At 60.8% G+C, this 13,406-nt stretch carries 12 protein-coding genes and 2 tRNA genes; 2 read left to right on the top strand and 12 right to left on the bottom strand.

Features of this window, described 5'->3' with window-relative positions:
* The 8 genes from Q1K31_RS15680 to Q1K31_RS15645 form a co-directional block, all read right to left on the bottom strand.
* The coding region (locus Q1K31_RS15680; RefSeq protein ID WP_300381632.1) for a dihydroxy-acid dehydratase at positions 1-1,241 on the bottom strand (1,241 nt) is incomplete at its 3' end.
* A 203-nt stretch (positions 1,242-1,444) separates the two neighbouring features.
* Entirely contained in the window at positions 1,445-1,984 is a 540-nt protein-coding gene (locus Q1K31_RS15675) for an N-acetyltransferase (protein ID WP_300381629.1), read from the bottom strand.
* Positions 1,974-2,915 (bottom strand): aldo/keto reductase, encoded by a 942-nt coding sequence (locus Q1K31_RS15670; RefSeq protein ID WP_300381626.1) that lies wholly within the window; start codon positions 2,913-2,915, stop codon positions 1,974-1,976. The genes Q1K31_RS15675 and Q1K31_RS15670 overlap by 11 nt, the downstream gene beginning before the upstream one ends.
* Positions 2,916-2,928: 13 nt before the next feature.
* Complete coding sequence (locus Q1K31_RS15665) at positions 2,929-3,894, bottom strand: isoaspartyl peptidase/L-asparaginase family protein (protein WP_367187597.1); 966 nt, start codon at positions 3,892-3,894, stop codon at positions 2,929-2,931.
* A 51-nt stretch (positions 3,895-3,945) separates the two neighbouring features.
* The gene (locus Q1K31_RS15660) at positions 3,946-6,705 is read right to left on the bottom strand and encodes a valine--tRNA ligase (RefSeq protein ID WP_300381622.1); all 2,760 of its coding nucleotides are present in this window, start codon (positions 6,703-6,705) and stop codon (positions 3,946-3,948) included.
* An 89-nt stretch (positions 6,706-6,794) separates the two neighbouring features.
* Entirely contained in the window at positions 6,795-7,679 is an 885-nt protein-coding gene (locus tag Q1K31_RS15655) for a DUF2497 domain-containing protein (protein WP_300381619.1), read from the bottom strand.
* A gap of 97 nt (positions 7,680-7,776) precedes the next feature.
* Complete coding sequence (locus tag Q1K31_RS15650; protein ID WP_300381616.1) at positions 7,777-9,075, bottom strand: TolC family outer membrane protein; 1,299 nt, start codon at positions 9,073-9,075, stop codon at positions 7,777-7,779.
* A 117-nt stretch (positions 9,076-9,192) separates the two neighbouring features.
* Positions 9,193-9,846: a protein-L-isoaspartate O-methyltransferase gene (locus Q1K31_RS15645; RefSeq protein ID WP_300381613.1), complete on the bottom strand. Its 654-nt coding sequence runs from the start codon at positions 9,844-9,846 to the stop codon at positions 9,193-9,195.
* Between the two features lie 156 nt (positions 9,847-10,002).
* On the opposite strand from Q1K31_RS15645, the gene Q1K31_RS15640 reads away from it, so the two are divergent.
* Positions 10,003-10,076, top strand: a tRNA-Cys gene (locus Q1K31_RS15640).
* A gap of 261 nt (positions 10,077-10,337) precedes the next feature.
* Positions 10,338-10,413, top strand: a tRNA-Asn gene (locus tag Q1K31_RS15635).
* A 38-nt stretch (positions 10,414-10,451) separates the two neighbouring features.
* On the opposite strand, the gene Q1K31_RS15630 is transcribed toward Q1K31_RS15635, so the two are convergent.
* From Q1K31_RS15630 to gspL, 4 genes are read right to left on the bottom strand one after another with little or no spacing between them, the layout of a single operon-like run.
* A complete protein-coding gene (locus Q1K31_RS15630) occupies positions 10,452-10,988 on the bottom strand; it encodes a hypothetical protein (RefSeq protein WP_300381611.1) in 537 nt (178 codons plus the stop codon).
* Entirely contained in the window at positions 10,985-11,743 is a 759-nt protein-coding gene (gspN, locus tag Q1K31_RS15625) for a type II secretion system protein N (protein ID WP_300381608.1), read from the bottom strand. The genes Q1K31_RS15630 and gspN overlap by 4 nt, the downstream gene beginning before the upstream one ends.
* Positions 11,740-12,237 carry a type II secretion system protein GspM gene (gene gspM, locus Q1K31_RS15620; RefSeq protein WP_300381605.1) on the bottom strand — a complete coding sequence of 166 codons (498 nt, stop codon included), beginning with the start codon at positions 12,235-12,237 and terminating at the stop codon, positions 11,740-11,742. Before gspM ends, gspN begins: the two co-directional genes overlap by 4 nt.
* A complete protein-coding gene (gene gspL, locus Q1K31_RS15615; protein WP_300381603.1) occupies positions 12,234-13,406 on the bottom strand; it encodes a type II secretion system protein GspL in 1,173 nt (390 codons plus the stop codon). Before gspL ends, gspM begins: the two co-directional genes overlap by 4 nt.

Here is a 13,406-nt window from a genome sequence, read left to right as displayed (position 1 = left end):
CGGGCAGGCCCACGGAACTGAAGGTTCGACAGGCCGGCAACTTTCACAATTGCCCCATCCGGCGCGAGCGAGCCCCAGAGACCGACAACACCGCCGGTTTTCGTAATCGGATCGCTGGCCGGTTTCATGACTTTCTGGGACGGGTCCCAGGTGACATCTTCAAGCTGCTCGGCCCACGTCTTACCCGTAACCGTCATGCAGTCGCCGTGGATAAAGCCTTCTTCGTAAAGGGTTTTCATGAGCATGGGCACGCCACCGGCCTCACCGAAATCCTTTGCGACATACTCGCCGCCGGGTTTGAGCGAAGCAATGTAAGGTGTCTTCTGGAATATTTCGGCCACGTCTTTCAGCTCAAACTTGACCCCGCACTCATGCGCCATGGCCGGCAAGTGAAGGGCAGCATTCGTCGAGCCGCCTGTTGCGGCAACCACGACAGCTGCGTTCTCAAACGCCTCACGGGTACAGATATCGCGCGGACGCAGGTTCTGTTCTATCAGGCGCATCACAGCACGCCCGGATTCGACAGCATATTCGTCGCGATCCCTGTAAGGCGCTGGCAGGGCCGATGAGAGCGGCAGGGCCAGGCCAATGGCTTCTGAAACGCAGGCCATCGTATTGGCTGTAAACTGCCCGCCGCATGCGCCCTCGCCCGGACAGGCCAGCTTTTCAAGCGCATGGAGCTTTTCGTCTGTCATGTCATTGCTGCCTGCAGCATGCGCGCCAACGGCCTCGAAGATATCGACAACGGTGACGTCGCGCCCCTCAAAACGGCCCGGCAGGATCGACCCACCATAGAGAAAGACAGATGGCACATTGAGGCGCAGCATCGACATCATCATGCCTGGCAGCGACTTGTCACAACCGGCAACGCCTACCAGCGCGTCATAGCTGTGCCCACGGATGGTGAGTTCGACAGAGTCGGCAATCGTTTCGCGCGAAACCAGCGATGAACGCATGCCCTCATGGCCCATGGCGATGCCGTCCGTGACGGTGATGGTGCAGAACTCGCGTGGTGTGCCATCGGCTTCCTTGACGCCTTCGGATACCGCCTGCGCCTGGCGCATCAGCGCTGTATTACACGGAGCGGCCTGATTCCAGCAGGAAGCAACGCCCACAAACGGCTTCTGAATGTCCTTGGTCGACAGCCCCATTGCGTAATAATAGCTCCGGTGCGGGGAGCGCTCCGGGCCTTCTGTGACGTGGCGCGACGGCAGGCGTGACTTGTCCCAGGTCTTGCTCATGGCAGCTTCTTCCATTCTTCTTGACTTCAAGGGCCTGCATAGGGCGCAGATGCATCTCGGGCTAGGGGTTTGCGCAAGATTTTGCCCCAAAAACATCAGACCGGATAGAGTCGGATACAGGCATGCTTTTTATGGTGTGACGGTGGTGTGGTGACGGTACACCAGTGGGTCAGAATCAGGCCATGGATGACACTAACCCTGGATCAGAAGGTCTTGCGCATCAGGAATTCGAGATCACGGTGCTCGCCAACCGGAAACCAGAATTCTGCGATCTTCTCGAAGCCGAGGCGATCATACAGCCGTTGCGCGCCATAATTCTCCGAGAAGACGCTGAGATACATTTCGCCGGCCTGTTTCGCCCTCGCCCAGCCGAACGCCTCATCTGTGAAACGGCTGCCAAGCCCCCTGCCCTGTAAGGGTGCATCAACATAGAGACGCTTGAGTTCGACCGCGCCGGGGGCCGGGTCCTCAGCTGGCAGGGTCAGCGGGCCACAGACGAGATAAGCACCGAGACTGCCGGTCCCGGTTTCAGCAACGCGCACCAGCGTATCCGGCTTTACCAGAACCTGCTCATAGAAGCCCGGTCCATGATCTTCCTCCAGAAAGATCGCGAGATCTTCTGGTCTGTAGATATGGCCGAACTTGTCGGTGAACGTCTTGCGCGAGAGCGCGACCAGCGCATCAAGATCGTCTGGCGTGGCATCACGCAGGATAAAATCGCCGGTTCTGGCTTCAGGCGGCATCAAGCTTGGTCATCTCTTCTGCGGACAGGCGCAGCTCGGCGGCGCCCATGATGTCGTTCAACTGGTCCATCTTCGTCGCGCTGGCGATAGGCGCGGTGACCGACGGTTTCGCCATCAGCCAGGCGAGCGCCACCTGCGCCATCGTCGCGTCATGGGCATGGGCGACCTCCTCCATCGCGCCAAGCAGTGCCATGTTCCGGTCTGTAAACCAGTCCGCCATACGCCGCCCGCGCGGGCTCTTGTCGAGATCGGCCTTACTCCGGTACTTGCCCGTCAGAAAGCCCATGGCGAGGGCGAAATACGGAATGACACCGAGATTCTCATCGAAGCAGAGGGCTTCCAGATCGCCTTCGAAGGCATCGCGCGTCATCAGGTTGTAGTGCGGCTGGAGCACATCATAGGTGGCGCGGCCTTCTTCCCGGCCGGCCTCGAGCGCCTGTTTGAGCTGGCTGGCATCATAGTTCGACCCGCCGACGAACCGCACCTTGCCGTCCTTTACGAGACGATAATGGCCTTCCAGAGTTTCCCCGATAGGTGTGTCCGGATCAGGAAAATGGGAGAAGTAGAGATCTATGTAATCTGTCTTCAGGCGTTTAAGCGACTCCTCACAGCGCGCGACGATCTGGTCAGCTTTCAGACCCTGCTTGCCGTCTCCCATATCGCCACCAACCTTGGTGATGAGAAACAGATCTTCACGGCGCTTGCGGCTGGCGAGCCAGTTGCCAATGACCGTCTCGGACTCCCCGCCCTGATTGCCGGGAATGAAACGGGTGTAGATATTGGCGCTGTCGACAGCATTGAAACCACGATCAAGAAAGGCGTCGAGCAGTTCAAAACTCGTCGGCTCATCAGCCGTCCAGCCGAAGACATTCCCGCCGAAGACAAGCGGCGCGATCTCTGCGCCTGTGCGACCGAGCCCGACCTTCTTCATCAGGTGTCTCCCTCTAGTCTTCAGCCTCGAAAATCGCTGTTTCCATCGCGCCCGTGGAATCGCTCATACCGCGATACATGCCGGCCGTATTGAAGACGTAAGCGTACTGGCCGTCACCGCCCATGACGATAACACCGCCATCTCCGCCGAGCTCTGCGACCTGACCAAGTGCATTCTCTGCGGCCCCGGCAATGCTGTCACCGGCCAGTTCAACACGGGTACAGATCGTCTTGGCAACGCCGACGCGGATGAAATACTCGCCGTGGCCGGTGGCCGAAACGGCGCAAACATCGTTCTGGGCATAGGTCGCCGCGCCGATGAGCGGGGAATCGCCGATACGGCCCGGTGCCTTGGCTGTCATGCCGCCGGTCGTCGTTGCCGCAGCGATATTGCCATCCTTGTCGAGCGCGACCGCACCAACGGTACCGTGCCGGTCGGCATCTTCGCGACTTTGCGTATCCAGAACCCGCTCCAGCGCCTTCTTGCGCCGTTCTGTCGTAAAATAGGAATTCTCGACCGTCTCAAGCCCGACGGATTCTGCGAAATCGTCAGCGCCCTGCCCGGCGAACATCACATGTTCGGACTGGTCCATGACGGCGCGGGCCGCGAGAATCGGGTTCTTCACGTGTTTCACGCCTGCCACAGACCCGGCATCGCGGTTTTTCCCGTCCATGATGGAGGCATCCAGCTCATGCTCATGCGCTGCCGTCATGACCGCCCCATGGCCTGAATTGAACAGCGCATCGTCTTCCATTGTTAGAACGGCAGCCTGGACAGCGTCCACCGCACTGCCACCCTCACGCAGCACATCGCTGCCTGCCTTGAGGGAGACTTCAAGCGCGGCGTTGTAGGCGGCTTCCTGCTCATCTGTGAGCTTGTCACGCGTGATGACGCCTGCCCCGCCATGAATGACAATGCGCCATTCGGGCGTCTCGCTTTCTGTCTGGGCGTGGGCAACCGGCCCGGTTGAGACAATCATAAGCGAAAGCAGAAATCCAAATAGCGCGCGGGTCAATTGAGCCTCCAGAAACTAGCTGAGTGAGGCCAATTGTTCCCGCGCCGAGGTGAGTTTTGCAAGGGTGGCCGACCAGTCCCTGATCCGCTCGCGGTTTTCTTCCACGATTTCAGGCGGTGCCTTGGCAACAAAATTCTCATTAGCGAGCTTTTTCTCAGTCCCGCCAATATCCTTTTCGAGTTTGGCCATTTCCTTGTCGAGCCGGGCGATTTCTGCTGCCGGGTCGATGAATTCGAGGATTTCAAGCGCGATGGTTTCCTCGCCCGACGCGATGGTCACCGCGCGGGCGGGCTTTTCATCCAGCAGTTTCAGCTCCGACAGGCGGGCGAGCTGGCGGATCGGGGTCTCATTCTCTTTCGCCCAGCCCTTCACGGTCTCGGAGGCGCCGACCAGTGCAGCAGGCACCTGCGAGCCGGCGGGCACGTTCAGGACGGCACGTGTGGAACGGATTTCGGAGACCTTCTCCAGCACCCAGCCAAGCTCGGCTTCAGCGTCTGCATCGTCCCAGGCATCACCAAAGGCCGGCCAGTCCTGAAGCATCACGAAGCCGGGGCGTTTGCGTCCGGCCTGCTCGGTCTGCTCCCAGAGGGCTTCGGTGACGAAGGGCGCAAACGGGTGCAGCAGCTTCAGCGTCTGGTCGATCACCCAGCCACAGGCCTTGCGGGTCTCGGCCTTCGCCGCCTCATCCTCGCCATTCATGACCGGCTTGATAAGCTCGATGTACCAGTCACAGAGCACGTTCCAGATGAACTGGTAGAGCGCGTCGGCGGCCTCGTTGAACTTGTAGGATTCAAGCCCAGCAGTGACAGCCTTCTCGGCTTTGGAGAGCTCGGCAGCAATCCAGCGGTTAAGCGGGAGCTTAAGGTCACCAGGCTTGAGATCGTGGCCGAACTCGCATTCGTTCATTTCCGCAAAGCGGGCCGCGTTCCAGAGCTTGGTCGTGAAGTTGCGATAGCCTTCGACAGCCTGCGGCGAGAGGCGGATATTGCGCCCCTGTGCGGCCTGCCGCGCGAAGGTAAAGCGCAGGGCGTCGGCACCGTAATTGTCGACAAGCTCCAGCGGGTCCATGGCATTGCCCTTGGACTTCGACATCTTTTGGCCCTTCTCGTCGAGAACGAGGGCGTGAATGTAGACATCGTGGAAGGGCACTTCGTCCATGAAGTGAATGCCCATCATCATCATCCGGGCGACCCAGAAAAAGATGATGTCGAACGCGGTGACGAGCACGCTGGTCGGGTAATACTGCTTCAGCGCTTCTGTGTCTTCCGGCCAGCCCTGCGTCGAGAAGGGCCAGAGCGCGGAAGAGAACCAGGTGTCAAGGACATCCTCGTCCTGGCGGAGATTGATCGGGTGGCCGTAATAGTTCTGGGCCTTGGCCTTAGCCTTCACTTCATCTTCGGCAACGAAATACTCGCCATCATCGGCATACCAGCACGGGATGCGGTGGCCCCACCACAACTGGCGGGAGATGCACCAGGGCTGGATGTTGTCCATCCAGTTATAATAGGTTTTCGTCCAGTTCTCCGGCACGAACTTCGTCTTGCCTTCACGCACTGCGGCGATGGCGGGCCTGGCAAGCTCCTCGGCGTTCACATACCACTGGTCGGTGAGCCACGGCTCAATGACGACGCCGGAACGGTCCCCGAAAGGCTGCTCGACCTTCATGTCCTCGATCTCAACCAGCAATTCGAGCGCCTCGAAATCTTCCTCTACCTTCTTGCGCGCGGCGAAACGGTCAAGCCCGCGATAACCTGCCGGGATGGCGGCTGCGTCGGCCTCTGCACCCTCGACGATGGCGGCCACCGAATCGAGAATGTTCAGACGCGGAAGGCCCGCGCGCTCACCGACCTGGAAGTCGTTGAAGTCATGCGCAGGCGTGATCTTCACAGCGCCGGAGCCCTTCTCCGGATCGGCGTGTTCATCCGCGACGATCGGGATGCGGCGGTTGACGATCGGCAGGTCCACAAACTTGCCGACCAGCGGCGCATAGCGCTCATCATCGGGGTGAACGGCGACGCCGGTATCACCCAGCATGGTCTCCGGCCGGGTCGTGGCGACGACGATATAGTCGCGCGTCTCGTGGCCGGTGACATTGCCGTCCTCGTCCTTGAGCGGGTGTTCATAGGTCACGCCGTCGGCCAGCGGATAGCGCAGGTGCCAGAACTTGCCCTGGACTTCCTTCTGCTCGACCTCGAGATCGGAAATAGCGGTCTGGAAATGCGGATCCCAGTTCACCAGCCGCTTGTCGCGATAGATAAGGCCCTGCTCATATAGATCGACAAAGACCTTGCGGACAGCCGCCTGCATCTGGTCAGACGGGTCATCACGCTTGCCCATGGTGAAGCGCTCATTTTCCCAGTCGCAGGAAGCACCGAGACGTTTGAGCTGGTTGATGATCTGGCCGCCGGACTGCTCTTTCCATTGCCAGACACGCTCAATGAAGTTCTCGCGGCCAAGGCTGGCGCGGCTCTCATTCTTGCCATCGGCAGCAAGCTGGCGTTCGACCACCATCTGCGTGGCAATCCCGGCATGATCGGTGCCCGGCTGCCAGCGGACATTCTTGCCGCGCATACGCTCGAAACGGACCAGCACGTCCTGAAGCGTGTTGTTGAGCGCATGGCCCATGTGCAGCACGCCGGTGACGTTGGGTGGCGGGATAACGATGGAATAGGCCTCAGCGCTCGTATCGCCAGATGGCCGGAAGCAGCCTGCTTCCTCCCAGCGCTCATAGATGCGCCCCTCGGCGCCCTGCGGATCGAAGCGTTGATCGAGCATTTTGAAGTCAGTCCATCATCAGTAGTCACAAACAAAAGGCGCGCCGTTGCGGGCGCGCCTCGTCTCTATATCAAGGTTGGAACGAGGGTCTAGCGCGCCATGCGGGCGATACGCTGTACTTCTTCTTCCACCTTGCGCTCGACGATCGCCGGCAGGTTGGCGTCGAGCCATTCCTTGATCATCGGCCGCAGCATTTCCTTGAGCAGCCCTTCAAGCGTATTCGGGTCGCCTTCATCCTCTTCGGTACGCGACTGCTTGACCATCAGCTTGCCAAGCGCGCTGGCCGCCGCACCCGCGATCCGCTCGTCGGTCAGGCCATCGCTTGAGCGGGCGGCTGTCTGGGTTGCTGAGGCATATGACGGCTCAGGCTGTGGGGCCGCAGCTGCAGGCTCGGGTTCATGAACGGGCTCAGGCTCGGGTACCACAGTGGTGGGCTCGACAGCTTCCGGGGTTTCCGGCAGTCCCGTATCCCAGTCTGCAGACGGCTCATCGAAGGAGGCAACCTCCTCCTCGGCGGGCTCCATGAAGCTGTCCATGCCGTCATCGCCTGTGCCGAAATCGAAGTCTTCGAGATCGCCAGACGTGTCCTCATGAATCTTCTGGCTTTCACCCAGGTGAAGCATATCGCTGGAATCGTCGGTATCGTCGAACATCGACGCGCCCGGTTCGGCAGACACCTGTGTCTCGGGCTGCATCCCGCTAATGGGATCGAGATCATCGCCGCTGTCCCGGCCGAGCGATTCGACATCTCCGCCCGTCTTCTCGATGACATCATCCAGCGAGAGATCGTCAAAATCGTCATCATCCGTCATGCTGACGGAAACAGACGTCGGCTCAGAATTGGCCGGCTCGGACCCTTCATTCGCCTGAGCAGAAGTTTCCTGAGTTGCGTCACCGCCTTCGTCAGAGATGATCTTCCTGATGGAGGCGAGGATTTCCTCCATGGTTGGTTCTTCTTGCGCTTTTTCGGCCATTCCCAGCTCCAGAAGGTAATAATGTCTTGTCTGACGGGCTATATTGCGTCGGTTAATGAGATGTTATGCCGGATTCGCCGCAGCTGTGCACCTCACTTCATCTGCCAGGCACCGAAAGGCCTAGCCGGGCCGGGGTCAATTGCCCCATCGCAGCCAGTAACTGATGGGCTGCGACGTAGCGGTCCCGCTCAGCTGTCGCCAGTGACAGGCGCGCTTCAAGCAACTCCTGCTCCTGGTCAAGCACGTCGAGGGTCGTGCGCACGCCGACAGTCAACTCATCCTGTGCGCCCTGATAGGCAATTTCCGCGGCCTCGACCTGACGCTCTGAAGCCGCAACCGCACGGCGGGCGGCTTCGTGGGCATACCAGGCCCGTGCGATGCGGGTGCGGATACCCCGCTGGAGCTGTGTGACCTGTGACCGGGCCTGGCTGCGTGAGAGCCGCGCTTCCCGCAGGGCCGAGGTATTCGCGCCCCCTGCATAGAGGGGGATGGTCGCCTGTGCTCCTGCAACGACGCTCGTGTCGGTAAAGCCTTCAGTGTGATATTCCTCAACGCCGGCCCGCGCGACAAGCGAGACGTCCGGGCGCAAGGCGCCGCGGGCTGCTTCAACGCCTTCACGGGCGGCCTGCTCGGCATGCCGGGCGGCCCTGATGTCCGGATTGGACTCCAGTGCTACAGCAAGGGCCGCTTCAAAACTGTCCGGCAGGTCCGGTGCAGGCGGCACTGGAGCCAGCGGGCCAGGCTCCTGGCCTGTCAGGAAGCCATAGACGGCGAGACTTCCCTCAAGCTGGGCTTCTGCCGCAGCGAGCTGGGCGCGTCCTCCTTCGAGACGGGCCTCGGAAAGCGCAACATCGGTGCGCGTGACATCCCCCACATCGAACCGGTCCCGTGACTGAACGAGCTGGCCGGACAGGAGCTCTATGCTGCTTTCCCGAATTCCGATGACTTCCCTGTCCCGCAGGATATCGACATAGGCCGTGACCGTATCAAGCAGCAGCGCCTGACCGGCACTGTCGAGCTGTGCGCCCGCAGCCAGTGCACCTGCTTCTGCCTGGCGGATGCCGGCATTGATGCGTCCACCGGTGTAAACGGGAAGGCGTGTCTCGATCTGCGCGGAAGCGACCGGCCGGTCACCGAGATTGAAGGCAAAGGGCCGGTTGGAGTCGATGGACTGGTAGGCGTATCCACCAAGCAGGTCGACGCTGGGACGGCGAAGCGCACGAGCCTGGTTTATGCGCTCATCGGCAATATCGGCGGCATCGCGTTCCTGCTCGAGGCCGGGATTGTTAAGCCATGCGGCTGTCAGGGCATCCCGCAGCGTGTCTGCACCGGCCGAACCGGCAAATGCGGCTGCCGCAAACAGCAGGCCAGCATAGAGGGCGTAACCGCTTTTCATCTCGCTCCCCTTCTCTATTATCATGCTGTCATAACATGAAGAAGTGGCGAGTGAACAGTGTTCACTTACTGAATTGCGTTCAGATCAATGGCTCTCTTCGCGGAAACCCACTGCGAATCAGAACGTGAAGGATGGCTTCTTCCTGAAACCGGGAAGCCGGGGCGGACAGGCATCGAACGCATCGCGATAAGAAACAATATCGCCGGATTTTGTATAGACACGGCCCCGGCCAAGATCCCGGCCGACAGGCACAGCCACACCGAGACGCCCGCCCTCTGCCAGCTGGTTGAACCATGCTTCAGGCGCTTCCTCGATCATGCCGCAGACGAGTATGATGTCGAACGGCCCCTGGTCCGGCAGCCCCTTCTTGAGATCGCCCTGAACGGCCACGGCCCGGTCAATCCCGAGCGAACCGAAACGGGTGGTCATTTCATCGACAAGCGCCTCATCATCCTCAAGCGCGATGACCGTCTCGACGAGACGGGCCAGAAGCGCCGTCTCATAGCCAGCCCCTGCCCCGATCACCAGGGCGATATCGGAAGGCTCCGGCTCCAGCTCGGATATCATCTTGCCGAGATCGCGCGGGGTCCAGAGGGCGCGCCCGTCACTCGTCTCGATCTCGTATTCAGCATAGGCGATCGACTGCTCGGGCTTTGGCACGAAAGCCTCACGTGGCACACGCAGAAAGGCAGAGACGATCTCCGCCTCCGTGACATCATTCGGGCGGATCTGCGAATCCACCATGATCTGGCGCATCTTCGTAAAGTCCATCGCCCCTTTGCCCTTTCCCGGCTGTCTGGCTCATCCTGTGAGACGCCAATATCCCAGCGTGATGATGCTTGCAATGTGACCATATGTGAGAAACGCCGCTTTAGGCGATTGCAAGCATTGAAAGCGGCTGCTATCTGTCCGCCTCGCTCTGGTGAGGGCCCTGTGGCGGAGTGGTGACGCAGCGGATTGCAAATCCGTGTACCCCGGTTCGATTCCGGGCGGGGCCTCCAGACAATTAAACCTTCCGGAAAACTGTTTACGCCACAAGCCCGTCATCACGGGCTCCTGAAGCTGTGCGCTCAAACTTCAGCGATATAGTTTACGCGGCATTAACCATTCCGACTCATACATGATCCTGTCTTCTTTGGAGACACCCACCATCACCCAACGCCTCGGCGGGAGTACTGCTCCCGCCATTTTTTTGTCAGCCGCCTGCATAAGGGCGTTTGACACCAGCGTCTCCTTTGCTATTGGAGCCGTCTCGCAGGTGATCCGCGATAGCTCAGTTGGTAGAGCAGGCGACTGTTAATCGCCCGGTCGTAGGTTCGAGTCCTACTCGCGGAGCCAGCGAACTTTCCCGAATAATGACAGAGTTCACAGCCCTCTCAGGGCTGGCAGGCACGTACGCCGAGCACGGGGATGACAGTGCGCCAGCCTTCAGTGGTGGTGATGGTCATGCGCCCGCCTTCGATACGCTGGCCGCCCTGAAGCACCTGGCCCGGCCTGACATTCAGCACGACCTGCGCGCCATCCGGGGCGGTATATCCCTGTTCGGTCATGAACTCGCCGAAAATGCTGCCGCGATTGATGATCTGCGTGCCGGTGACAGTCTCACCGCCGACCTTGAATGTCGCCTGCCCGGTCTGGGACCTGGCGAAGAAGATGAACTGGTCCGGTGCTGTCTTGTTCCAGATGAACAGGCCGCACTGACCTGATTCGAGATTCTGCGGCCCAAGCCCTGATTCGGGCACCGCATTCACCGCCGGCAGAAGGTCTGATGTCTGCGATGTCGCAGGCGCAGGAGCCGTCGCGTCTGATTCGGGAACTTCAGGCACAGGGTCTGGCTGCGACGAGCACGCCGCAACCAGGGCGGCAAGTAGAACGGCCAATACGGAAATTCCGGAACTGCTGCGGCGTGTCATTGCTGGATACTCCCTGCAGGCTCTGCGGTGCGACGGTAAACCCATGAATCGCCTTCGCGCGAGAAACCGGCATTGGCAAGCAGGGCCTCTATGTCGCTGTCGCGCGTATTTGCGGAAACATTGATCGCCGCACTGCCCTGCAATGTCGCCTGCCCGTCGATGACAAGCGAATCGCCAGCTTCGCTCGCACCGCTCATATTCAGGTCGAACGCGCCGTCTTCACAACTGAGTGTGCCGGTGAGATTGGAGAACTGCCTGCCGAATCGCTGTGCAGCAAGCGCGAGCGTATCGGTCTGGAGCTCACCGCTCGCAGCTTCGCAGCTCTGCCCCTCGATCAGGATACGTGCCTGCGAGACCCGGAACGTGCCCCCGATCGCGCGCAAGTCCGGTGAGAGGCTTTCCAGCGAGGAGATGCTTTGCTGGAGGCGCACATCGCTGACCTCCACCGAATCACTGCCCAGAACGGTCACGGTGCCGGCACCGCGCCCGCCTGCCCCGCCCCACTGGAGGTCCATGGATGGGTCGAGTGTCAGCAGAGAAAGCGGCTTGAGCGCGACATCGACATCGCCAACCGGCTGGCCATTCAGGTAAACCCCCATGATCCGCCCGTTCCAGACGGTGCCTTCGGACTGGGTCCACTCCACGCCCATGGCATTCAGCGGCATCTTGCGCAGCACGAAACCAAGCGGAAGCTGGGCCGCTGCGAACCAGACGAGCGCAATCAATGCGATGAGAAACAGTAGAAAACGCATCATGACGTGCCTCCCGAGACTTCGACAACCGCGCGGATACGTCCATTAGGGGCCTGATCGACTGTCAGACGTTCAATCTGGCCGCCAAGCCGTGTCTCGACCTCATTCAGCCAGTAGAACAACTGGCGGGCATCGGCCTGCTCGAAGACCAGGGAAAAGTTGGCGACTGCGCCACCGCCCTGCAAGCGCGAAATGGCAAGACCGGTGGACTGGGCTGACTGTGTCACGCGGGTCTTGAAGGCGTCTGGAGAGAGAGAAGCCGCCGATGCGCTGGCTGAGCCGCGTGCGGCCGGGGCCTGTGCCCGGTCTATCGCGACGAGACGTTGCAGCTGGGCCAGTTCGCTGGCGGCGGTCTGGCGGGCCATGCGGGCCTCGGCGCGGGCATCGAGCGATGGGGTAATGATGCCATACCATGCAACGACAAGCATCATCAGACCGCCTGCCGCCGCGATCAGCGCCTTCTCCCGTATCGAAAGGGCGTGCCACCAGTTGCTCATGATGTCGCTCCCTCAATCACTAGCTCGCCCATGACCCGGTTGCCGGACTGGCGGGCTTCGCCGAGCGACACGGCAAGACCGCTTTCTTCCAGCCGCTGGCCAATCATGTCGGCCTGGGAATAGCTGTCGAAGACCACCGTTGCGGTAAGCCGGCCATTACCGGCATCGTAACGAAGCGAACGGATCTCGGCATTGTCGACCGGTGAAATCGCCTCGTAGAGCGCGGCAGTGGCATAGGTCGGGCGCAGGGCTGATGCCCCGGCCCTTGTGGAGCGCCGCAAGCTCTCAAGCGCTGCTGGGAGCTGCCCATTGGCCTCCGGCGTGACAGCCGCAACGAGCTGGCCTGTCTGCTGGCGCAGGTCATTCGCCTGGTTTCGCAGGGCGCTGGTCTCCATCCATACCGAGCCCAGCCACAGGAGCGCACAGGCCGCTGCCAGCGCGCCTGCCACACGCCAGCGAGCCAGGCCTTCAAACGTCATGGTATGCCGGACGCCGAAATCACCCTGACGAAGGGAGAGACCAGCACCCGAAGCTTCATGGTGAAGGCCGGAGAGATAGATCAGCCAGTCCTTGCGGCTGGTCAGGGCCGGCCCGGTGGCTTCTATGCCCAACGCCTGTGCAAGCCCCTCTCCGTAAACGTCTTCAAGATGATCCGGCGCGAGTGACTGGACGATGTCACCCGGCGTGTCGATATCCAGCGCGAACACGGTCTCATCAACACGGAACAGGATTTCGTCCGGCGCAGCTACCGCCATACGCCTGTCCGGCAGACAGGATTGCGGCGCAACGATGTCTGCATCCGGATAGCCCGCTTCTGCGAGCCAGGCCGTCCAGGTCCTCATGTCTGTGCGTGACGCAATAAGGATCTCACGCCGCGCGGTTTCTGCCACAGCCGGGCCAGGTGCGGCATGGACCTGATCAACTGGTTCGGCCAATTCATCCTCAAGCGCGAACAACGCGACCTGCCGGGCTTCAGCGGGCTTTCGCGCGACAATGTCAGCGTGATGGAGGGTGACGGCCGTTCCCGGCACGAAAGCGACCGCATTCTCACCGCGACCGAAACGCTCGCCCGGAGCAACATTCGCTGTTTCCCAGTCGCCCGCAGAGCGCCAGGCATATACCGGCGTCTCGCCAGGCCGGGCCGGTAACAGGATGTAGAGATCGGCCAA

Source organism: Henriciella sp., assembly GCF_029936995.1.
Classification (GTDB): domain Bacteria; phylum Pseudomonadota; class Alphaproteobacteria; order Caulobacterales; family Hyphomonadaceae; genus Henriciella.
Note: the sequence above shows the minus strand (reverse complement) of the source record. Positions and strands in the feature narration are given on the sequence as shown.